Source organism: Chryseobacterium sp. CS3K3.1, assembly GCF_059515165.1.
On the sequence record NZ_JCAKRV010000027.1, the window covers coordinates 45,772 to 66,835 of the forward strand.

The following is a 21,064-nucleotide window of genomic DNA, read 5'->3' on the forward strand; positions in this document are numbered from 1 at the left end:
TTATTTACTACTAATCAATTAATAACCTACTGCTATTATTCTTCATCGAAAGAGCCCATCACATCTTCGGCAAGGCTTGCAAAATCAGCTTCGTTGGTGGCAATTACCTTTTCATAGGCTTCTTTATCCCAAATCTCAAAGAGTTCTCCTGCACTGGTGATCACAATATCTTTCTGAAGATTTGCGAAAACCGTAAGGTCTTTCGAGATCTGTAATCGTCCTGCATTATCCAACTCTACTGTTTTTACTCCTGCCGTAAACATTCGTATGAAATCAGCATTCTTTTTTATGAATCTGTTCAGTTTATTAATTTTACCCATCAGTTTGTCCCATGCATTCATAGGATAAACTTCCAGACAAGGTTGGAACACAGATCTTTTGACTACAAACGCCTTATCGTCGAAGTTTTCCATCTGTTTGATTAAAGATGAAGGAACTTTTAAGCGGCCTTTGTCGTCAATTTTACACTCATATGTCCCAATGAAATTTTTCATTTGGGACAAATTTATATAATAATTTCCAAAATTTCCCACTTTTTCCCACTTTTTGACTCAATGTTAATAAGTTTTATTAAAGATTGAATTTCAATAATGTAAAATACTGATATGAAGAGACTTGTTGAAAGTGTTATTTAAGCCATAATAAAGAGGTTCTGAAAAAAAAAGTTAAAAAGGAGAATATTATATTATTTTTATCTTAAATTAGGATTATCAAAATTTTTTTGAGGTTTAATTTGTATTTTTGCAGGGCTTTATTAAGGCGTTTTATGATATTTAGTACAAAAAAAGAAAAGAAATATTCCTATGTAGAAGCGGGAGAAGGACATCCATTAGTGCTGTTGCACGGGTTAATGGGTGGTTTGAGTAATTTCGATAAAATGGTAGATTTTTTTTCGGATAGAGGCTTTAAAGTATATGTTCCTCAGCTGCCGATCTATGATCTGCCGGTACTCAATACGAATCTTACCACGATTGCAAAATATATTATCAAGTTTATAGAAAGTCATATTTCCGGTCCCGTAACTATTGTAGGAAACTCAATGGGTGGGCATGTAGGACTTATATTGACTTTGGCAAGACCTGATCTGGTTAAGAATCTTGTTCTTACTGGAAGCTCCGGTCTTTATGAAAGAACTTTCGGAGACAGCTTTCCAAGAAAAAATGACCGTTCTTATATCAGAAAGAAAACGGAAGAAGTTTTCTATAATCCAAAGGTGGCCACAGAAGATCTTGTAGATGAAGTTTTTGCAGTCGTTAATGACAGAATGAAGGGAATAAAGACAGTAATGCTGGCAAGAAGTGCCATCAAACACAATATGCTGAATGATCTTCCGAAGATTGTGACACCTACCTGTCTGATCTGGGGTAAACAGGATAATGTTACTCCACCTGAAGTGGCAGAAGATATGCACAAGTTTATTCCGAATTCCGATTTATTCTGGATTGACAAATGCGGCCATGCTGCCATGATGGAAAAACCGGATGAATTCAATGAAATCCTGTACAACTGGATAAAAGATAAAGTTTAAAACATATAATGACCATTAAGAGCTTTTCTTAATGGTTTATTTTTCTAAAATACATTCAAAAATGATTATCAAAACAGCAGAGTTTGTAAAGAGCAGTGGAAAATGGCAGGAATGCCCTGAACCTAATATTCCCGAATATGCTTTTATCGGAAGGTCGAACGTAGGAAAGTCATCACTGATCAATGCCATGATGAATCATAAAGATCTGGCCAAGACATCGCAGACTCCCGGGAAAACCCAGCTGATCAATCATTTTTTAGTGAACGAAAACTGGTATCTTACCGATTTACCCGGATATGGTTATGCAAAAGTTTCAAAAGTTCAGCGAAAGGATTTTGAAAAGCTGATCACCAATTATATTCTGAACAGGAGAAATCTGGTCAACCTTTTTGTATTGGTAGATGTAAGGCATACTCCGCAGAAAATTGATCTGGAATTTATCCAGTGGTGTGGTGAAAGCGGAATACCGTTTTCCATTGTCTTCACAAAGGCAGATAAACTGAAACCGAATGCTGTTATCAAAAATGTTGAAGACTATAAAGCTGAACTTCATAAAACGTGGGAAGATCTTCCCGAATTGTATATCACCTCAGCAGAAAAGAAAGAAGGAGGAGATAAAATTCTTGACTTTATCCGAAAGACCAATGAGTTTTTAACTAATAATAATATAAGTTTTGATGAGTAATATGATCTGGAAAATCAAAACATTTGAGGAGTTTACTGTTCCGGAATTATATGCAGTACTGAAAGCTCGTATTGATGTTTTCGTTATCGAGCAAAATTGTCCTTATCCTGATCTGGATAATTATGATCAGAAAGCCGTTCATATCTGGGCTGAAGAAGAGGGACAGATATTGGCCTACTGCCGGATTTTTGATAAAGGGATAAAATATGATGAAACTTCTATCGGAAGGGTTCTGACCACAGAGCTGGCGAGAGGTAAAAGTCTGGGTAAGCAGTTGATACAATATGCCGTAGAAACTATAGAAAACCGTTTTCACACTACTGAAATCAAAATATCCGCACAGGATTATCTTTTAAAATTTTACAGCGGGTTCGGATTTGTAGATACGGGGAAAAAATATCTGGAAGATGATATTCCGCATACGGAAATGATAAGAAAATAGAAAAGCGAAGAAATATATTCTTCGCTTTTTAATTAAATATATTGAGTGTGTTTTTATTTTCCTGCAATTGCTTTTAAAATAATAGGCTCCAAATTGGAAGGAAGATCAGCAGATTTGATCTGATAATTTTTAATTTTCATTTCTTTAAACCAATTTTCCCAATATTCTTTAATAACAGCTTCTTCGAAAGGATTTCCTTTTTCGGGATTGATTCCCAAAACAATGACTTCGAGATTACTCAGGTTTTCATTTGCTTTTACAAATCCATAGCCGTTTTTTTCAATAGCATCTTTAAAACCAGATGTTGTTAGGTTGTTGGCTTTTATAAGTTTGGTTGTTAAATAGGAAGTTTTATATGAATTTTCTTTTTTTTCTTCAAACTTGGTATTTTGATGATACATATAACCATCTGTCAGAATGAACAGAATGTTTCTTTTATCTTGTTTGATACAATAATCATTAACTTTGTTTTTAAAGAATTCCCAGATATCCGAACCGACATATTTGCCGTCTTTTATAGCTGACTGATAAATGTTTATAGGTAATTCTGAGTATTTTTTATCAACAGAATCAAAATAGCTCTTTGGAATATCTTTATTAAAAGAAATTTTCAACTCTTTTGTGAAATCATTTATTTTTGGGTCTGAAGGCTCAGGATTAAAGAAAACTTGCATCTGATCGTCATAAGTGATGATCTTTTTTGATTTAACATGATTTAAAAATCCTTTTTCAATGGCTTTAATATACTCTGTATCCCGTTGAAAATATTGCATTGTAGGATTAGGGTTGGTTGCAGGATCAATTCTGTCTGAAAGATCAATCAGGATACTGAGATTGATATTGTTTGAATCAACAACAATAGTATCTTTCTTTTCTATCTCTGTTCCGTCATCTTTACCTTTACAGCAAGAAGCCAAAGAAATAATGAATAATAAATAGAATATCTTTTTCATAATTTTCAGTTATAAAGATGATAAGTACACTAAATTCTGATTGTCGGAATTAGCACCTACGGTTTCTAAATTGGTATTGTAGGTGACAATACAGTCGTCAATCATTGTTTGTTTTTCCGTTCTTGAAACGGCTATTTTTTCACCGATAAAAGTGATCCAGCCCTGAACATATTCCGAAGCATACAGTTTGTAATCTTTGGTTGGAATGATGACTCCGTCGATAATATTCTGAAGCTCTTCGATTCTTCCTCGTGTCTTGATAACGGTTTCTTTTATCGTTCCGATACTGGCAAGGATTTCTTCAATTTCTTTTTTCAAAACATTAATCTTTTCCTGAAAGAATTCGACTTTTTTCTGTCTGATTTCCTGTTCGTTTTTAATCTTATCCTTTTCACGATGTTCTTTCATTACAAAATCAAAAACCAGCCCCCAAATAATGTAAACAATAAATCCGGCAAAAATAATTCCCCAAAACTGAATTTTGGTAAAAGCAATCTTAAGATCAAAAGATGGAGAATTAAAGGTTCTGTTTAATTCATATAATTTTGATTCAATTTCGTAGGCTAAAATGCAATCAAAAATAAATGTTACAATAAATAATAATCCAAGCTTGATATAGTTGGCTCTCGTTTTATTCTCCCAGAACATATGAATTAAATAACCTAATCCAAGAAATACAAACGGAATAAGAGTAACAAAAGCACCTTCAATAACTCCTTCGTTCCATGCCTTACTGAAAGCTTGGGCATCTAAAACACTTTGAATTATAGTACTTTTAGCATCGAAACTTTTAAAGAAAGCTGAATATGATGTTGATATATAAAATGTTGTTAAATATAGAGTAATGGGAATCAAAAGAATCAGGCCGATCCAGAATTTTGCAGATGCACCTCTTGTAGCTTTTACATTATATTTTTCCGGGTTTCTGGGAAGATCGAGGATCTCAGCTTTTAATGTTTCAATGGTATGCTGATGATTCTCAATTTCTGTGCTCTTGTTTTTTAATTGTTCCTCTTTGGTCTCCTGTGAAACGAATAAAGCTTTGATTTCAGTTTCCCGGTTTTTCTGTTCGTTTACATAGGATTCTTTCAGATTTTTCTGCTTTTCAACCATTTCTTTTTCTTCATTCTGAAATTTTGAATAAACGGCATCCAGACAAATGGATAGGGTAGAGTGGTTTCCATTGGTTCGCGAACTGTCTCTGTATCCTGCTTCATGATAGGTTCTTTTCCGGGTTTCTTCCATAGATTCATTGTCCGGGTTGTTATTGTTTTGAGGAAACGGTTCCGGTGTTGGTTCTATCGGAACGGATTTGAGTTTGAATAAATTTTTTATGCTGGTGGTATCCATGATGTGTTAGTTTTTTAATTCATATAAAATTTCGCTTTTATTCTTGCCAATTTTTATGGCTTCAATGAGGTAATCTACAATAGCTGTTGTATTTTCTTCAAGAAATCCAAACATCAGAACATATTTTTGCATGGCAGAATATTCATTCGGAGAAACGACTCCGTCGGCCCAGATCATGACGGTGAGGTCATACAGATAATCAACTTTTTCTTCGATCGTTTTGGGTATCAATGATTTTAAATTGATAGGATTTAAGAGTATGTCGTCTAAATTTTTTGATGAAATTCCTCTTTCTTCTGCACATTTATAAAGCATTTTCAGCTCTAATGCACTGAAATCGTCATCACAGATTGCCATTTGATAGAGTCTTAGAAAGTGAGCTTTGAGGCTTTCTGTTATTTGATTGTTTTCCATGATGGTTATTCTTGTCTTATTTTTTAGGATTAATAATTCTGTCTCTGGAAACAGTTCTTTGGTGTATGGGAGGTAAGTGCTCTGAGGTTTCTTCGATAATTTCTTTTTCTTCTTTTTTTTGTTCTTTTCTTTCTATGAAATTGATCAGCAGAAATAAAATTCCCGTTATAATATCAATCGGGATCCAAATGTTTTTCCGATACAGATAAATCGGGAAAACGGGATTGAAAAGAATGAGAATGATTAGAAATAGTATACTGAAATAATGTTGTTTAGAGCTCAGCGTATTGTATAAAACCCATAAAGCTCCAATGGAAATAATAATTCTAAGGAAAGTATAATATTCTATAGGAAGTTTGAAAATACCAGCGAAACAGCATAACGCACAGAAGGTGAGAAATGGTTTCATTTTTTTGATTATTTTAGATCGTTATTAAAAACATAACCTTCTTTTCCTCTTGATTTAACCTTTACTTTGTACCAAGATCCTTCTGTTGACAACTTTATCAGTTTAGTATCTTTAGGGACTATCGCTATTATTCTGGATTTAGATGTGGGCTTTTCAAAAATATTTATGGTTTTAATTTCTGCAATATTTCTATTATTGGAATTAATATTGACATTAACTTTGTCAATATATACCTTTGGGGGCTTACTTGATTTTGCTTTGGTGGATTTATAAGAATCAGAAGGTTTGTATTTTCCAGACTTACTTTTTTTACTGGAATTACCCGATGAAGAGCTTCTTCCGGAAGAACCTCCTCCACAAACGCCGCACGTTCCACCACCACTGCAGTGCCCGCATCTTGAGCAATTTGAACAGGCTGTACAATAGGAAGAACCTGTACATCTTCCACCATGTCCTACATTGTCATTGGCTTTAAAACAGGAATTTAAAATAAATATACTGAAGGTAAGTATGATGAACGAGATTAGTTTTTTCATGTCTAGAATATTAATAGTTAATTGATTTTATCTTCAGATGAAATTTTCATTCATAGAGATTTCTCTCATCGCCTGTATTTTTAGATAATCATTGGCATTTTTGTACTGTCGGAGAGAACTTGATAATGCAAGTGTGAATATTTCAGTTTCTTTATAATTTACACGCAGTGAATAGCTTTTATTTTGGATTACCAATTCAAGATTTCCTCCTCTTGCGTTGTGGGAAATCAATTTATAGAAAGGAATTTGGAAGCTTTTCCCTCCGGCATTGAAAATAATTCTTGAGTTGGTAAGATATAGAGTTCCAGGATGAGTCTCCCTTATATTTTCTTTTACGGGACGGTATCTTCCGCCGCCAATTCTGGCATTTACTCCTTTCATAACTCTGAAGGAAACACCGGTACTTGTGCGTGAATATCCTGCATGAACAAGCTTGTTTTCAATAAGAGTTGCATTAACGTTTAAATAGCATTGTTCATCTCTTGCTAACGTTATGGAAGGATTGTAAATAACTGGAAAAATACCATGGTCAAGATTCCATAATAACTTGGCATGCTGTAAACTTTTAATTTTTCGGTCAGAAAGATATACTTTAATGCTCTGATGGTCAATTTTCAGATTTCTTGTCGCCTGTTTCAGCTCTGTTTCTTTTATTGGAGAAAGGCGGTTATCAGATATCTTTTCTTCAAGTATTCTATTGAATAATGAAAAAGCGATTTTATTTTTGATCTCTCCTGCTTTATTTAACGGAAATTGAAGAAAGTTAGCCATGTTTGTAATTTGCTGTTCTTCTAAATCAGTCAGTACACGATCTTCATAACATTTCTGAACCAGATTTTTTACCGTTTTTTCTGAGATCCTATTTTTTTCTAACAGTACTTGCTGATCAGATAAGTTGAAATACACTTTAATCTCGTTCAGTTTAAGAATTTTGCTTTGGGTGAGATTAAAATCTGAAATAGCATTACAAAGGGTATTATAATAAATTTTTCTCCCAAACCTTAATTTTTGTTTTTCAGTTAATACTTTTTTGTGGTTTAATACATTTTGTTGATAGACGGGTAAAATAGTATGAAGATCAGAATAGTCTATGGTTTGTAAGATTTTATGAGTTCCATCAAGATTGATCATTCTTATTTTATTAGTAATAAAATTACCTGTTGGCGGGATTAAAAATATACCCAATATCAGCATTACAATTGATGCCTCAAAACTCTGTTCTATTAAAAGACCTAACGAAATAAGAAGAAATGAAACACCCAAAATCCACCGTAAAGCTTTCAGAATAATTATAAAAGTTTTCATGGCTATTAGTTTTATGAATAGTTTTCCAGCGTCAGATGAAGCTGATTTCTGTAATTATAGATTTCATCAAGGGTATTCAATAAAATCTTTTCTCCTGCTTCTTTTCCGTTGTGGAAAGTTTCCAGATATTTATTTGTTGTATTGAAGTGTAATCTGCAAAGTGGTTTTCTGTTATTGTCATCCAATAAAATCCCGAAATAGGATAAAGTATCCCGATAGGCAATTCTGGAAGAAGGAATTTTCTCTCTCAGAATGGCTTTTACAATCTGAAACCCTTCCAACTCTTCTTCTGTGGTGATAATTCTAGAATCGTTATTTTGATCAATAGGCTGTGATGTTTTCACATCGTCTTCCTTTTTTTCTATTTGTTCATTGATGCTCAATGCGGACTTTAACCGGAAACTGATCGATTCATTAATAGAAGTAGTTAATGCTTTTTTAGCATACTCTTTAAAAGAAATCATTCTATTAGCCGTTAAAGGCTTTTCAAAGAAACGGTTTACTAAAAGTTTTACCAATTCATCAGATGGATTTTCAATTTCTTTTTCGAATTCTTTTCTGATGGCTTTGATATACTTTAATGCTTCTGCAGAATCAAGAATGCTTTCCAGGTTATAATCTTTCTTGGTGAAATTTTCAAGAATTTTGATGGAACTGTCTTTCAGATCTTCAATATTAATGGTGAAAAACGGTTTTTCATCCATAATATTAGGTTTTTCCAGATCTGTATAAAAGTTATACACGATACCATTGGTCAAAACTCCGAATCTTGTTTTCGAAACATGATAATACCTGTGAAGCTGTGAATTATGGGCATCTGCACTTTCCTTCCAGTGTTTACATTCGATAATGAAGATAGGTTCATCATTATTTTTGATCACATAATCTACCTTTTCTCCTTTTTTTGTTCCGATATCACAAACGTGCTCGGGAACCACTTCTGTGGGATTAAAAATATCATATCCCAGAATTTGTATAAAAGGCATTACGAAGGCATTTTTTGTGGCTTCTTCAGTTCCGATCTGGTCTTTAAGCCCCATTACTTTCTGCTGCAATTGCTCCAGTTTAATTTTAAGATCCATAGTGTTTAGTTTTTTAAAGTTTCGTCAATGATTTCAGCTGTCGGGGCATTTAATTTTACAGAAGCTATCCCATTCTCCATTCCGGATTTTGTACTATACATCTGGCTGTTCCCGATAATTTCACCGTTTCTTGCTTTTAGAACGAAATAGTCTTTTCCATTTTTTGCAAGTCTTCTGTCGTACCTTGAAAGATCCTGAGAATTGACTTTTACAGATTCAATACCTTTATGGCAGGATGCTTTCTGAACATACCCTTCACTGGTTAGAATGATTTCGCCGTTTCCGGCTTTCAGATTAAACTGATACTCTTTGTTGACTCTTTGTGTGATTACGAATTTTCCCATGATTAATTTTTTATTTAACTTGTATGACATGCATTTGAGCAGTAATAGCATCCGTTGATGTTGGTTCTTTGAGCTGGAAATAATTTTTTCGCTTCATTTACCGCTTCCTGACAAGTATAAAAACTACCTAAATAAATTCTATTTTCAGAAGATGGTAAAAATCGACATGAACTTGCATGTACTTCATAGTCTCCATTAGACTGCTGCTTCTTATTAAGGTAATATTCCTTTTTCATAATAAAAATTGTTTATTGTTTAACAGTCCAAAAATATGAGCATTAGATTTCAATCTATTACGGAAAACCGTAAAACGGGCAAAAAATAAAAAAACCTTTCAAATTTTTTGAAAGGCTATATGTAAAATGAATTGTGTATTATATAATCCCAATGTCCTTACAGAAGGCTACCAGCTGCTCATTGCTGTTTATTTCAAGGTCTTCCTTCAAACTGTTTAATCTCTTCTCAACGCTGCTCAGGCTGGAGGGTTTAATATTTCTTTCTTCGAGGTGGGCAGGAATGTTTTTTTGCAAGATTCCCTTAGAAAGGAGAGAGACAAGGGTGATATCAAATGTAGAAAACTCATAGCTGTTGAACTTTCTCATATCCTGCTTCAGATCAAAAGATAAATAGTTTTCGCCGATATATACAGATGCAATGGCCTTTTTCAGTTCTTTTGAATCGTTTCTGGCTTTACGGATATATCCGTTGATTTTATAATCTGAAAAAAGATTTTCTATTACACCCGTTTTATGTTCTGCCGAAAATACAATGACTTTCAAATCAGGCTGTATCTCTTTTGCTTTTCTGATGAGTTCTTTTCCGTCTTTAAGGTTTTGCTCATGATGATCATCTTCATAATACAGATCTGTAATCAACAGGTCATAAGGATATTCTTCCCGTAATGCTTTCTGAATTTTTCCTATAGCATCATCACAGTAATATACATAATCTACTGTAGGAATATTCAGCTCCTCAAGAGTTTTCTGAACAGAAATATTGATGCTTTCATGATCTTCGGCAATTAAAATTTTTTTGAACATGGTTATACGGTTTAATTAAAAAATGGGTTAAGACCCCAAAAGTATATTCATTTAATTCTTAGTCATTACGGTTTCACGTAAAAGGGACAAAAAAATGATATTTCAGCAGACCTGATCAGATGAGACCGATATCTTTGCAGATGACGATCATTTCAATGTTATTTTTTGCGCCAAGACTGTCCCTGAGTTCGTTCAGTCTCCTTTCAATAGACCGGATGCCATATGGAATCATTCCGTACTGTTTCAGAGAAGTGCTTATTTCATTCTGTTTGTAGCCTTTGGCTAACAGCTCAAGCAATTTGATATCATACACATCAAACTCGGAAGAAATATGGCGCATTTTATTCAGAACATCCTGGGGAATTACGGTTTCTCCGTTAAAGATTTTGTGTATTGTGCTTTTCAGATCTTGTCCGTCACGCCTCGCCTTACTTACAAATCCATCAATCTGATATATTTTATAAAGATCGTCAATTGTTTTTGCTTTTTTTTCAACAGAAAAAACAATCACTTTTAAAGCTGGCTGAACTTTTTTTGCCTCAAGAATAAGCTCCTGTCCGGAATGAAGTTTCTGAGGAATATGGTCTTTGTCAAATGATAGATCAGCAATAAGCAGATCATACGGATTTTTTCTTTCAAAAGCTGTTTTGATTCTGCCTAATGCCTCATCACAATAGGTTACATAATCAAAATCCAGGATGTTTAACTCTTTTATTGTATTCAGGATTCCTAGGTTCATTATTTCCTGATCCTCAACGATTAAAACTTTTTTGAACATGGCTGCATAATTAGGAAACAGGGAATGAAAGATTGACCTTCAGCCCCTTTTCAATTTTTGTTTCAAAAGTAAGGGTTCCGTTGATTGTTTCAATACGGGATGCCGCATTACGTAAGCCGTTTTTATAAACAAGATCCCCCGGAATTCCTATTCCATTGTCTTTGTACTGAATTTCAACGACATTGTTTGTTTTTTCAAATTTAACCGCAACATGACTGGCCCGGCTGTGTTTTTTCATATTCACCATCAGCTCACGGATCATTTGGTAAACCTCCTCTTTTACTGTGGGAGAAACGGACTCCCAGATCGCAGGACTGTTTCCTGCGGTAAAGGTTTTTACGGAATCATTATTAAAAGAAGCAATAAGCTCTGAGATAACTTTGCTGAACTCTTTTTCTTCTCCAATTTTATCGTAGGAAATATCTCTTGATTTTTCATACACAAATTCCAGTTCATCAAGCGCTTTATCCCGGTCAAAATCTTCCTGGTTTTCAATTTTTGTCATCACCTGGTAAATACCATTGGCAACCACATCGTGCACTTTTTTAGACATCTTAAGCTGGGTGTTTTTTACCTCGATTTCTTTTTCTTGTTCAAGCTTTTTTTGTCTTTTTTTATATAAAATAATGATAATAATTAGTAGGGCAATAAGTAATCCCAAAAGAATATATTGCCATAATAGTTGAATTTCTTTTTCAGCCTTTTCAGCTTTTACTTTTGTATTTTCATACTTTATAAAAGCAAATTTATTAGTGTAATCATTACGACTGGCCTGTATGCTGTCGGATAGATTTTTATATATTCGGAAGTGATTATTTATATCTGCTGGCTTATCTACATAAATTATTTTTTCAAGAGCTTCAAGTCTATCTTCAGGGCTTTTGTTTATTTGAGCGATATCAAGCATTTTTTTAGCATAATAAAGTGATTTCTCTGGATTTGATTTCTTATTAATTTCTGCTAAATGAGCATAGCTTGAATTAGCTCCCCAAAGGTCATTATTTTCTAACTTAAGTTTTAGAATATTTTCTATGTTAGTTTGAGCATCTGTATTATTGGTGTCTAGCCATTTTATATATTCAATATTATCTTTAATTCTATTTTTTAAATTTAAATCTGAAAGGCTTGATAAGTTAAGCTTTTGTAAAATGTTCAATGCTTGTTTATATTTCCCTGATTTATATACTGCTACAGATTTATTGTTTAATATACTTAGCCGCTTTTGTTCAGATTCAATTTTAACAGAGAGCGCTTTATCATACCATTCAATTGCCTGAGGATATTGATTTTGATTTAACTTTAAATTAGCCATAGTATCATATAATGCATAAAGGCTTTCATCATTTTCCTTCATCATTTTTAGTGCTTCTACCAATGTTGATTCCGCACCTAAAAAATCACCTCTGTTTTTTTGAGCATTTGCTTGTACAATTAAACTTTTAGAAATATTAGAAAAATCATTTTTTTTACTATAATAACTTATAGCTTCTTGGAGCTTTAAATAGGCCTTAACATCATCTTTTTCAAGAAGCCTAACACCTTCTTCGTATAATTTATCAGCTTTTAATATGTCATTATTCGTTTCCAGTGTATCCTTGCATGAAGCAACGAGACAGAATGAAAAAAGGAAAAATAATAAATTTCGTATCATTTTACTAAAATAAAAAAAACCACTCTAAAGAGTGGTTAAAATTTCTATTTTTTAGGAGGAAGGGTTGTTCCTGTTTCTCCTCCTGTATCGCTCTCCCCTGTTCCTCCTACAGGATCTGTAGCTCCACTTTGAGGCTGAACCGTTTCAGTAGTTGGGTTATTATCGTCTGCAGTTGTTGCATTAGTATTATTGTTTGAGAATGCTAAGCCGAATAGCATCAATATGATCTCTATCATTTCCTTAAAATTTTAGAAGTTTTTTGACTGTTTTTCTTCCTCCTGAGAAGTATTTATCTCAGGCTGTACACAATTAAAATTTCGAAGCGCTTCTTAATTTTTTAGGGAAGTGAACCTTCAAAAACGGAGGAGAAACATCTGCTTCCCAATCCGGAGTTTTCCTCCGTTTTATCTGGTGATTTTTGAAATCAGAGTTTTTAGATTTTATTTGAATGTTTGTAATTGTCCCTGATCTCGATTACAAAATTGCATCAAAATGGAAAGCAGGGGGTAGTAGCTTTTTGGTAAGATTTTGGAAACTTTAAAATGTTGATATTTACGGTTTTCCGCATATTTTTCTTATGAAATCTTTTTATTTTTCCAAATAATTACTAAGATCATGGCAAAAAATTTACAAGAGAAAAAAAAATTACTTCAAGAAGTATATGCTAAGGCTGAAAAAGATGGTTCAGGAACGTCTATAAGTGGTATATTAAAGTATTTACAAGTTATCCTTCTTAGGGATTTTAAGATCAATCTTAATTATAGAACAATGCTGGGGTACTATCAATCTATTGTAGACTTGGATAAGGATGCAACTATAAAGCCGGTTACATTAGACTTATTCAGCAGGTATTTAGGTTTTGATGATTTCAAACATTACCGAGAAGAAAGAAAAGTACATTGTGTAAATAATACTGAAGATACTGAAGTGAATGTCACAGTGAATAAAGGCAATTCATTTTCTGACAAAATGTCAAATATCATGATAGTGATAAAGAACCAACCTGTCTTCAACATTCCACAGATGGCAAAAAACGGCATGGGGATAGGAGCTATGGTCTTAATTTTATTTGCAAGTTTTTCTTATGGTGGAAATGGAGGTATAAAATTTGGTAAAGAGAATAAATGTATGTACTGGGATGGGGATGAATATAAGCTAACATCCTGCGATGATAAAAACCCAAAACACAAATTAATACCCGTTGATACTGTCAAGTTGAAGTATTTTAAGAAAATTACCAGACCAGATACTTTAACGGTAGAAAATGGATTAGGGAGTTCTTGGTACACAAAATATGATAATGTGGTAGAGTTTTTTACAATGGATGGAATAAATCCAGATAATGGCAAAAGTTTGAAAAATGCAACGAGTCATATGATCACAAAATACGCCGGGAAAAATTCAGAGCCTTACCTGATTGAAAAATAAATTTCCTTCACAATAATTTTAAACTCAACTAAAACAAATCCTTACCCATTTTATGGTAAACAAAAAAGCGAAGAGGGACCTCTTCGCTTCTATATTTTTATTAGCTTATAATTGTCAGGATTCCATTTTCTGGAATAATATTAAGTATCAGTAGGAGCGGACTTTTGTCCGCTTAACTAAATTCATATCATCAGATCCGGCTTTAGCCAAAACTTAAAAATGTAAGACTTTATTCTGCATTCAGCATTCCCAATTCCCCGAAATGCTTTTTGAACTTCTGGATTTTTGGTCCCACTACAGCGCTGCAATACGGCTGAGTAGGATTTTCATTGTAATATCCCTGATGATATTGTTCTGCCGGCCAGAATTTGTCGAATTTCGTTAATTCCGTTACATAGGTACCTGCCCATCTTCCCGATTCCTGAGATACCTTGATGGCTTCTTCAGCTTTTGCTTTTTCTGCATCATCTTTATAGTAAATAACAGAACGGTACTGGGTTCCGATATCATTTCCCTGTCTGTTCAATTGAGTAGGATCATGAAGGAAGAAAAACACATCCATCAGCTGTTCATAAGAAATAACTGACGGATCATAAGTAATCTGTACCACTTCCGCATGTCCGGTTTCTCCTGTACAGACTTCCTGATAAGTCGGATTGTCTTTATGTCCACCTGAATATCCTGAAATAGCAGATTGTACCCCTTTCAGCATATTGAAACAGCTCTCCACGCACCAGAAACATCCGCCTCCGAAAGTAATCTGTTCTAAATTATTATTGTCCATTGTAGGTAATTATATTGTTTTATGATCTCTTCCTTTATCCGGAAAAGCTGATCAAAAATAGGAAAAACTTTTTCATTTAAACACGATTTTACGTCTGAAACGTAAATTACGATGATAGATGTGACAAATGGTTTCAAAACACAAATAAGACCAATGTATTCGCAAATAGCCACAAGAAAATACAGGATAATCACCTGTGAAAATCCGAGCAATCTTTGGGAAATACTTTCACTACAAGATGTGAATAGCAGATATCCGGAACATTTTAAAGCAGCTGGTATTAGCGATGTCATGCTGAGCTTTGTCCAAGCATATTAATTGCGCTAATTTAATTTTAAAGACAAATAACACAAATGTATTCACAAATTACCACAAGAAAATATAGGATAATCATCTGTAAGAATCCGAGCAATCTGTGGGAAATACTTTCACTACAAGATGTGAATGGCAGATATCCGGAACATTTTAAAGCAGCTGGTATTAGCGATGTCATGCTGAGCTTTGTCGAAGCATATTAATTGCGCTAATTTAATTTTAAACACAAATAACACCAATGTATTAGCAAATAGGCACAAGAAAATACAGGATAATTACCTGTGAAATCTGTGCGATCTGTGGGAAAAACAAAAAAAGCACCCTAAAAGGATGCTTTGAATTATTTACAATAGCGTTCAGTTATTTTTCCCAAACCAAAGCACTTGCCCCAAGAATGGCAGCATCTGCTTCGTCAAGCTCACTGAATACCAGTTTTACCTTATTTCTGAAAATAGGAAGAAGGTTTCTTTCCATATGCAGTTTAGCAGGCTTTAAGATAAAATCTCCCGCTTTGATTACTCCTCCAAACAGAAGAATAGCTTCCGGTGAAGAGAACATAACAAAATTAGCCAGGGCTTCACCCAGTTTCTGACCCGTATATCTGAAAACCTCAATCGCAATAGGATCTTCCTTGATAGCACATTCGTATACTGTTTTAGAATTGATCGCATCTTCAGGATATTGGTTCAACATGGATTCCGGGAATTCTGCCCTCATTTTTTTGGCTGTAATGGTAATTCCCGTAGCAGAAGCATAGGCTTCCAGACTTCCTTCTGATCCCGTGCTCCAGTGCTTTCTACCACCTGGTTTAACAATCGTATGACCCAATTCTCCGGCAAACCCGTCATGTCCATAGATTAAACTTCCATTGGCAATGATTCCGCTGCCTACCCCTGTTCCCAGTGTAATCATGATGAAATCCTTCATTCCTCTTGCTGCTCCGAAAAGCATTTCTCCAAGAGCTGCCGCATTGGCATCATTGGTTACTGTACAAGGCAGACTGAATTTTGCCGTCATCAGTTCAGCGAAAGGAATAACGCCTTTCCAGGGAAGGTTAGGAGCCAGTTCTATCGTTCCTTTGTAGTAGTTTGCATTAGGTGCGCCTACTCCAATTCCATCAAAGTGTGCTTCAGTTCCATACTTTTCCATCATTGGATAAACATGTTCATATAAAGCATCAATGAAATCCTCAACTTTGTCATAAGCATCGGTTCTCAGGTTTCCTTTATCCAGAACTTCACCACGGTGGTTTACGATTCCGAATTTAGTATTGGTTCCGCCGATGTCAACTCCAAGGGCAACTTGTTTTGATAAATCTATTAATGACATTTCTATTATTAAATTCTAGGCGCTAAAATTATAAAAAAGATTGTATTAATGGATTATTAATAGGGTTTTATTTAATATGTTAAACCGTTTTTACTGTTTTTTTCTTTTTTCTGCCCCACCAAATCATAAATCCGGTAACCGGAAGCGAGGCACAAATGATGCTTACAATAAATGCAATGATCTTGGTAGGAAGTCCCAGAATAGCACCTACGTGAATATCATAATTGGCGTTCACAACCTTTTCTCCGAAGTTTTTGTCTTTCGGGTCATGAGTGTGCAGCAATTCCCCTGAGTTTTCATCAAAGATTAAGCTGCTGCTTTTATGATATGAATAAGAAAGATGCTTTACGTAGACCTCAAAGTTGGGGTGCTCGTGGTCATCCATATGCGGATGTCCTAAATCGATGGCGAAACCATAAGATTCAGGATATTTTGTCTGTACTGTATTGATGATTTTATCCAGTGTTCCTTCTGTTCTCAATTCTATAGGTGCCTTTGTTTTAATATGTGAGAAGTCGGGATATTTTGTTTCTCCACCGGAAAATATCACATAGATCATCGCCTGCACCACAAAGAATGCATAGAAAAGTCCAGTGATGGAAAAGATCAGAGCAAAGATTGATGCGTAAAATCCCAGTACATTATGAAGGTCGTAGTTTTTTCGCTTCCAGCTTTTAATGTTTTTCCATTTGAAGGCAAAACGCTGTTTTCTGGCTGCTTTGTTCTTGGGCCACCATAGAATGATCCCGGAGATCAGCATGATAATAAAAATAATAACAGGAATTCCCACTACATAAGTTCCCCAGTCCTGTTTCAAGAGGTAGCTCCAGTGGATCATTTTTACAATATTGAAGAATCCGTTTTTCTCATCATAGACTCTCAGTACTTTTCCGGTGTACGGGTTTACATAAGCCTGTTTATAAATGGGAAATTCATCAAAATAGTTCCAGGCATTCGTATTATGTTCATACCAGAAGAACATATAGGACATTTTTTTATCAATAGGAACATTTACCCAGTGGATAGGATACTTCTCTTTTACCTGTTCCGCAACAGCCTTTTCCATTACTCTGATGGGAAGGACCTGTTTCTGCTCTATATTTTGCTCGTGATGGTAGATGACATCTTTTCGGGTGATATTTTCCACTTCATCCTTAAAAACGTACAATGCTCCGGTAATAGAGATAATAAAGATCAGGAACCCTATTCCCAATCCGAACCACAGATGCAGTTTGGCAGACCATTTCTTAATGAACCCCGGCTTCTTTTTATGATGATGTTTTTTCTTCATATAACAATAAAAGTAAAGCAAATATATGCTTTACTTTTTATTTAGTTTAATTAAAATCTATATTCAACCATGAATGTTCCTCTCAGTCCAAGAGCATTGGTAAAATCACTGTCTCTTGCTGTCCACCATGAAATGGCAGGCTGGTACAGTTTGTTGAAAATGTTTTCAATACCTAATGATACTCTCCAGTTGTTGTTAACCTCATAACTGGATTTGAAATTGAAAACAGTATACTCAGGTACATATCCTTCACCATAAGCATACAATCCTGTCTTGGCATTAGGTTCAAATCTGTTTTGCTGGAAAGAGTGAAGCATATCAAGCCCAACTGATAGAGTAGGGATAGGTCTGGCCTGAACATATGCCAATACTTTAGGGGCAGAAATTCTACTGTTGTTGATTTTTGTTGAATAATCGCCGTCGTCTTTTACAGAAGTAATTCCTTCCATCCAGCTGTAGCTTCCGCCAAACTGAATCCATTTTACCGGAGTAAAGTGTAAGAATCCTTCCACTCCGTACACGATTTCAGGAGATCGCTGAATCATTAATGCTCTGTCCGGACTTTGTACGAATGATGCTCCCAGTTTCGATGTGCTTACATAAGAAGTTAATTCATAATTCAACCAACTGGAAAGCTGTCCTGTTGCTCCCAATTCGTAATTATTAACGATGATAGGTTTCGTTTCCAGATTTTTGATCGTTTCAGAAGTTGAGGTTCTTAAAATTCTTCCTAACTCATTGATAGAGTAGGCCTGAGAGAAGCTACCAAAGAGGTTGATATAAGGCTCAATATTATAGCGGATACCAATATTTCCTACCAGTGCATTGTAGCTCAGTTTTCCACCTGCAACCGGAATACTTTTCGTGAAAGTTCCGTCACTTTTAAGGGTAGAAAGGGTATTGAAGTCATCAACATTTACTTTGATGTTCTCGTAGCGAAGTCCTCCTTTGATCGTAATTTTTTTAAACAGATCAATTTTTGCCAGTACGAAAGGCGCAATATTGGTCATATTCATATTGGGAGTCCAGAAACGTCCGTCTTCCAGCTTTTGAACGGTTTCATCATTCAGAATATCGGCTCCGTAGATGATTTCCGCCTGAGAGTTCGCTGAATTCCAAAGCTGGGTATCAAAATTGAATCTTGCTCCTGCTTTTTTTGAGATTACATTCGACTGCCCGCCGTTGAAAAAGGTGTCGCTGTAGCCGTAAACGGTTTTAAAATCCTGATAATAAAGGTTGATATTCAAAGATGTTCCTGCAAACAGGTTCTTATTGTCGTAGCTTACTCTTATGTTGTGGTTTTTCGGAGTTCCCTGGGGAGTTGTTTCCAAACCTTTCCCAATTCCTTCACCAATCGTTGGCTTGATGCCGTATTTTCCTGTTTTTAATCCTACATTCAGGTCTGATCTTGAAGAATAACCAATATAAGAAGCTTCAATTCTCTGATTTTCGTTGATGTCATAACCTATCTTCAACAGTCCGTTGTAATTGTCCATCTTCGCAATACTGTAGGTAGGGCTTATTAAAACACCATCACCGTCTTTTGTATATCCTGTTCTTTCGTAAGCTAATGAAAGGGTATAATCAAATTTGTTGATCTTTCCTGATAAAAGCTGACTGGCTCTTACTCCTAAAGTGCCTCCATAAGGCTGCCCTGTAAGCCCCACCTGTGAAATTCCGGAGATTTTTTTATCTGTTTTGCTTCTTTTTGTAATATAATTGATGATCCCTCCGTCTGCTCCGTTACCATAAATGGAAGAAGCCCCTTTGATTACTTCAATTCTTTCAATGGCTGAAGGGTCAATGGTTCTTAAATCTCTTGCTCCGTTACGAAGTGGGGTAGACTGTGGAATTCCATCAATCAAAACCAGAACCTGGCGTCCTCTTAATGTCTGTCCTGTATTGGATGTCTGCCCTGAATTGGTTCCTAAACTGGGAACGGTATACTGCAGGATGCTTGTGATATCTGAGTTAACGGTCAGCTGAGACTGAATTTGTTTCTCTCCTACCACCGTTATGGAGCTTGGAACTTCTTTGATACTTTCCTTTTTTCTGGAAGCAGTCATGACAACCTCGTCTACATTTTTAGTTTGTAAACTATCTTTTACCTGAGCAAAAACAGTGGCAGTTCCTAAGCAGGCAGCTGATAAAAGCACTTTTTTCATTATATTTTCTTTCCTTTTTTCTTTCTTTTTCCCCACCAGACCAGAAATCCGGTTACAGGGAGCGATGTACATGTGAGGCCGGCTATAAACCAGATCACTTTTCCAATGATTCCGAAGTAGGAACCGGTATGGATGTCATAATTGGCGTTGGAATATTTCTCGGCAGTATTGAGATTGTGATGAGGTTTATTGGCGAGTAGTTTTCCGGAGTATTTGTCGAATGTCAGGATGTTTCTTTCACTGTATCTTCCATCCATTCCGTAAACCGTTACCGGGAGATTTTTCAGTTCTTTTCCTTTTTTATTCTTTCCGTTCAAAGTCATTCTGAAGCTGGATGATTTTGTATATAATTTTTCAGTCTGTGCCGCAGCCAGATCAAAAACAGCTTCATTCTTTGCCATCAGAGAGTCCGGGGATTTTCTTTCTTTCTCCTTTGGCAGTTCCCATGAACCGGACAATGCAAAAGTAAAAGTGTTTTTTACATAGGGATAGGCAAAATAAAGTCCGGTAACACTCAGAAGCAGCGCAATAAATGATGCATAAAATCCAAGTACATTATGAAGATCATAATTTTTACGCTTCCAGTTTTTTACATTTTCCCAATTGAACCAAAAACGTCCTTTTCTTGCATTTTTGTTTTTAGGCCACCATAAAATGATTCCTGTAATCAGCATAATGACGAAAATAACAGTTGGGATTCCTACAGTATACGGTCCCCATTCTGAATTAAGCAGAAGTCCCCAGTGGATATATTTGAGAATATTGAACACATCATACTTTTCATCATAAACTGCCAGAATTTGCCCGGTGTACTGATTCACATAGACTAGTTTGTTGATGTGTACCTGCTGAAAATAATTCCATCCTTTTTTGCTTTTGTCATAGTATTCAAACTGATAGGATTTTGTTTTGTCTAAAGGAATTTCTACAGCACTTACGGGATATTTTTCATTAAGTTCCAGCGTAACTTTTTCACGAAGCAGATGAATAGACAATGGCTTTTTTCCTATATCGTCTTTTTTCAGGTAAATGGCTTCCTTGCGTAAGCTATTCTGTATTTCATCCTTAAAAACATATAAAGTCCCTGAAAGAGAGACTATAAATACAATGATTCCAACGGATAAACCCAGCCACAAATGCAGCTTGGCAGACCATTTTTTTGCAGGAGACACTTTCTTTTTATGGTGATGCTTTTTTCTCATAGCAAAAAGTTAACCCCATGAGGGGCTAACCTT

23 protein-coding genes are annotated in these 21,064 nt (G+C 35.1%); 4 read left to right on the forward strand and 19 right to left on the reverse strand.

The features are described 5' to 3' along the window. Positions 1-35: 35 nt before the first annotated feature. Complete coding sequence (mraZ, locus tag AC5YGI_RS20515) at positions 36-494, reverse strand: division/cell wall cluster transcriptional repressor MraZ (RefSeq protein ID WP_110011282.1); 459 nt, start codon at positions 492-494, stop codon at positions 36-38. 272 nt (positions 495-766) lie between these two features. Between mraZ and AC5YGI_RS20520 the strand changes: the two genes are divergently transcribed. From AC5YGI_RS20520 to AC5YGI_RS20530, 3 genes are all read left to right on the forward strand, one after another. After that, positions 767-1,528, forward strand: a complete 762-nt coding sequence (locus AC5YGI_RS20520) for an alpha/beta fold hydrolase (protein WP_496169557.1) — start codon at positions 767-769, stop codon at positions 1,526-1,528. A gap of 61 nt (positions 1,529-1,589) precedes the next feature. After that, on the forward strand, positions 1,590-2,213 hold the full coding sequence (yihA, locus tag AC5YGI_RS20525; RefSeq protein WP_496169561.1) for a ribosome biogenesis GTP-binding protein YihA/YsxC: 624 nt from the start codon (positions 1,590-1,592) through the stop codon (positions 2,211-2,213). Then, entirely contained in the window at positions 2,206-2,655 is a 450-nt protein-coding gene (locus AC5YGI_RS20530) for a GNAT family N-acetyltransferase (protein WP_496169563.1), read from the forward strand. The genes yihA and AC5YGI_RS20530 overlap by 8 nt, the downstream gene beginning before the upstream one ends. 53 nt (positions 2,656-2,708) lie before the next feature. Here the strand turns inward: AC5YGI_RS20530 and AC5YGI_RS20535 are convergent, their stop codons facing one another. The 13 genes from AC5YGI_RS20535 to AC5YGI_RS20595 form a co-directional block, all read right to left on the reverse strand. Further along, positions 2,709-3,608, reverse strand: a complete 900-nt coding sequence (locus AC5YGI_RS20535) for a hypothetical protein (RefSeq protein ID WP_454510689.1) — start codon at positions 3,606-3,608, stop codon at positions 2,709-2,711. 9 nt (positions 3,609-3,617) lie between these two features. Continuing rightward, positions 3,618-4,958 (reverse strand): beta-carotene 15,15'-monooxygenase, encoded by a 1,341-nt coding sequence (locus tag AC5YGI_RS20540; protein WP_330744687.1) that lies wholly within the window; start codon positions 4,956-4,958, stop codon positions 3,618-3,620. A gap of 6 nt (positions 4,959-4,964) precedes the next feature. After that, on the reverse strand, positions 4,965-5,372 hold the full coding sequence (locus tag AC5YGI_RS20545; protein ID WP_311228463.1) for a hypothetical protein: 408 nt from the start codon (positions 5,370-5,372) through the stop codon (positions 4,965-4,967). A 16-nt stretch (positions 5,373-5,388) separates the two neighbouring features. Beyond that, positions 5,389-5,781: a DUF6804 family protein gene (locus tag AC5YGI_RS20550; protein WP_330744686.1), complete on the reverse strand. Its 393-nt coding sequence runs from the start codon at positions 5,779-5,781 to the stop codon at positions 5,389-5,391. A gap of 8 nt (positions 5,782-5,789) precedes the next feature. Beyond that, positions 5,790-6,317: an SH3 domain-containing protein gene (locus AC5YGI_RS20555; protein ID WP_216443647.1), complete on the reverse strand. Its 528-nt coding sequence runs from the start codon at positions 6,315-6,317 to the stop codon at positions 5,790-5,792. 33 nt (positions 6,318-6,350) lie between these two features. Further along, on the reverse strand, positions 6,351-7,622 hold the full coding sequence (locus tag AC5YGI_RS20560) for a PH domain-containing protein (RefSeq protein WP_330744685.1): 1,272 nt from the start codon (positions 7,620-7,622) through the stop codon (positions 6,351-6,353). Between the two features lie 11 nt (positions 7,623-7,633). Next, positions 7,634-8,704 (reverse strand): type I restriction endonuclease, encoded by a 1,071-nt coding sequence (locus AC5YGI_RS20565; RefSeq protein ID WP_330744684.1) that lies wholly within the window; start codon positions 8,702-8,704, stop codon positions 7,634-7,636. Between the two features lie 5 nt (positions 8,705-8,709). Next, positions 8,710-9,048, reverse strand: a complete 339-nt coding sequence (locus AC5YGI_RS20570) for a YegP family protein (RefSeq protein WP_330744683.1) — start codon at positions 9,046-9,048, stop codon at positions 8,710-8,712. A 14-nt stretch (positions 9,049-9,062) separates the two neighbouring features. Continuing rightward, on the reverse strand, positions 9,063-9,284 hold the full coding sequence (locus AC5YGI_RS20575) for a hypothetical protein (RefSeq protein WP_330744682.1): 222 nt from the start codon (positions 9,282-9,284) through the stop codon (positions 9,063-9,065). Between the two features lie 138 nt (positions 9,285-9,422). Continuing rightward, positions 9,423-10,088, reverse strand: coding sequence for a response regulator (locus AC5YGI_RS20580; protein ID WP_330744681.1), 666 nt, complete (start codon positions 10,086-10,088; stop codon positions 9,423-9,425). 115 nt (positions 10,089-10,203) lie between these two features. After that, positions 10,204-10,866 (reverse strand): DUF5932 domain-containing protein, encoded by a 663-nt coding sequence (locus AC5YGI_RS20585; protein ID WP_330744680.1) that lies wholly within the window; start codon positions 10,864-10,866, stop codon positions 10,204-10,206. A gap of 10 nt (positions 10,867-10,876) precedes the next feature. Then, on the reverse strand, positions 10,877-12,517 hold the full coding sequence (locus AC5YGI_RS20590; protein ID WP_454510684.1) for a tetratricopeptide repeat-containing sensor histidine kinase: 1,641 nt from the start codon (positions 12,515-12,517) through the stop codon (positions 10,877-10,879). A gap of 44 nt (positions 12,518-12,561) precedes the next feature. Continuing rightward, positions 12,562-12,753, reverse strand: a complete 192-nt coding sequence (locus tag AC5YGI_RS20595; protein ID WP_311228456.1) for a hypothetical protein — start codon at positions 12,751-12,753, stop codon at positions 12,562-12,564. Between the two features lie 379 nt (positions 12,754-13,132). Between AC5YGI_RS20595 and AC5YGI_RS20600 the strand changes: the two genes are divergently transcribed. Continuing rightward, a complete protein-coding gene (locus tag AC5YGI_RS20600) occupies positions 13,133-13,945 on the forward strand; it encodes a hypothetical protein (protein WP_330744677.1) in 813 nt (270 codons plus the stop codon). Positions 13,946-14,174: 229 nt separating this feature from the next. Here AC5YGI_RS20600 and msrA read toward each other — a convergent pair whose 3' ends face one another. From msrA to AC5YGI_RS20625, 5 genes are all read right to left on the reverse strand, one after another. Next, positions 14,175-14,729: a peptide-methionine (S)-S-oxide reductase MsrA gene (msrA, locus tag AC5YGI_RS20605; protein ID WP_202842326.1), complete on the reverse strand. Its 555-nt coding sequence runs from the start codon at positions 14,727-14,729 to the stop codon at positions 14,175-14,177. A 675-nt stretch (positions 14,730-15,404) separates the two neighbouring features. Beyond that, positions 15,405-16,373, reverse strand: a complete 969-nt coding sequence (locus AC5YGI_RS20610; RefSeq protein ID WP_110011275.1) for an ROK family protein — start codon at positions 16,371-16,373, stop codon at positions 15,405-15,407. Between the two features lie 79 nt (positions 16,374-16,452). Continuing rightward, positions 16,453-17,664 (reverse strand): PepSY-associated TM helix domain-containing protein, encoded by a 1,212-nt coding sequence (locus AC5YGI_RS20615; RefSeq protein WP_330744676.1) that lies wholly within the window; start codon positions 17,662-17,664, stop codon positions 16,453-16,455. A gap of 50 nt (positions 17,665-17,714) precedes the next feature. Beyond that, positions 17,715-19,829, reverse strand: coding sequence for a TonB-dependent receptor (locus AC5YGI_RS20620; protein WP_496169576.1), 2,115 nt, complete (start codon positions 19,827-19,829; stop codon positions 17,715-17,717). Next, the gene (locus AC5YGI_RS20625) at positions 19,829-21,031 is read right to left on the reverse strand and encodes a PepSY-associated TM helix domain-containing protein (RefSeq protein ID WP_446107222.1); all 1,203 of its coding nucleotides are present in this window, start codon (positions 21,029-21,031) and stop codon (positions 19,829-19,831) included. The genes AC5YGI_RS20620 and AC5YGI_RS20625 overlap by 1 nt, the downstream gene beginning before the upstream one ends. Between the last annotated feature and the right edge of the window lie 33 nt (positions 21,032-21,064).

What these genes read in the sequence shown, in the direction of transcription:
- AC5YGI_RS20565 (WP_330744684.1), bottom strand. Translation starts at nt 8,704, where the DNA reads ATGGATCTTAAAATTAAACTGGAGCAATTGCAGCAGAAAGTAATGGGG.
- AC5YGI_RS20615 (WP_330744676.1), bottom strand. Translation starts at nt 17,664, where the DNA reads ATGAAGAAAAAACATCATCATAAAAAGAAGCCGGGGTTCATTAAGAAA.
- AC5YGI_RS20545 (WP_311228463.1), bottom strand. Translation starts at nt 5,372, where the DNA reads ATGGAAAACAATCAAATAACAGAAAGCCTCAAAGCTCACTTTCTAAGA.
- AC5YGI_RS20595 (WP_311228456.1), bottom strand. Translation starts at nt 12,753, where the DNA reads ATGATAGAGATCATATTGATGCTATTCGGCTTAGCATTCTCAAACAAT.
- AC5YGI_RS20550 (WP_330744686.1), bottom strand. Translation starts at nt 5,781, where the DNA reads ATGAAACCATTTCTCACCTTCTGTGCGTTATGCTGTTTCGCTGGTATT.
- AC5YGI_RS20610 (WP_110011275.1), bottom strand. Translation starts at nt 16,373, where the DNA reads ATGTCATTAATAGATTTATCAAAACAAGTTGCCCTTGGAGTTGACATC.
- AC5YGI_RS20530 (WP_496169563.1), top strand. Translation starts at nt 2,206, where the DNA reads ATGAGTAATATGATCTGGAAAATCAAAACATTTGAGGAGTTTACTGTT.
- yihA (WP_496169561.1), top strand. Translation starts at nt 1,590, where the DNA reads ATGATTATCAAAACAGCAGAGTTTGTAAAGAGCAGTGGAAAATGGCAG.
- AC5YGI_RS20585 (WP_330744680.1), bottom strand. Translation starts at nt 10,866, where the DNA reads ATGTTCAAAAAAGTTTTAATCGTTGAGGATCAGGAAATAATGAACCTA.
- AC5YGI_RS20625 (WP_446107222.1), bottom strand. Translation starts at nt 21,031, where the DNA reads ATGAGAAAAAAGCATCACCATAAAAAGAAAGTGTCTCCTGCAAAAAAA.
- AC5YGI_RS20620 (WP_496169576.1), bottom strand. Translation starts at nt 19,829, where the DNA reads ATGAAAAAAGTGCTTTTATCAGCTGCCTGCTTAGGAACTGCCACTGTT.
- AC5YGI_RS20580 (WP_330744681.1), bottom strand. Translation starts at nt 10,088, where the DNA reads ATGTTCAAAAAAATTTTAATTGCCGAAGATCATGAAAGCATCAATATT.
- AC5YGI_RS20540 (WP_330744687.1), bottom strand. Translation starts at nt 4,958, where the DNA reads ATGGATACCACCAGCATAAAAAATTTATTCAAACTCAAATCCGTTCCG.
- AC5YGI_RS20555 (WP_216443647.1), bottom strand. Translation starts at nt 6,317, where the DNA reads ATGAAAAAACTAATCTCGTTCATCATACTTACCTTCAGTATATTTATT.
- AC5YGI_RS20560 (WP_330744685.1), bottom strand. Translation starts at nt 7,622, where the DNA reads ATGAAAACTTTTATAATTATTCTGAAAGCTTTACGGTGGATTTTGGGT.
- AC5YGI_RS20575 (WP_330744682.1), bottom strand. Translation starts at nt 9,284, where the DNA reads ATGAAAAAGGAATATTACCTTAATAAGAAGCAGCAGTCTAATGGAGAC.
- msrA (WP_202842326.1), bottom strand. Translation starts at nt 14,729, where the DNA reads ATGGACAATAATAATTTAGAACAGATTACTTTCGGAGGCGGATGTTTC.
- mraZ (WP_110011282.1), bottom strand. Translation starts at nt 494, where the DNA reads ATGAAAAATTTCATTGGGACATATGAGTGTAAAATTGACGACAAAGGC.
- AC5YGI_RS20600 (WP_330744677.1), top strand. Translation starts at nt 13,133, where the DNA reads ATGGCAAAAAATTTACAAGAGAAAAAAAAATTACTTCAAGAAGTATAT.
- AC5YGI_RS20520 (WP_496169557.1), top strand. Translation starts at nt 767, where the DNA reads ATGATATTTAGTACAAAAAAAGAAAAGAAATATTCCTATGTAGAAGCG.
- AC5YGI_RS20570 (WP_330744683.1), bottom strand. Translation starts at nt 9,048, where the DNA reads ATGGGAAAATTCGTAATCACACAAAGAGTCAACAAAGAGTATCAGTTT.
- AC5YGI_RS20590 (WP_454510684.1), bottom strand. Translation starts at nt 12,517, where the DNA reads ATGATACGAAATTTATTATTTTTCCTTTTTTCATTCTGTCTCGTTGCT.
- AC5YGI_RS20535 (WP_454510689.1), bottom strand. Translation starts at nt 3,608, where the DNA reads ATGAAAAAGATATTCTATTTATTATTCATTATTTCTTTGGCTTCTTGC.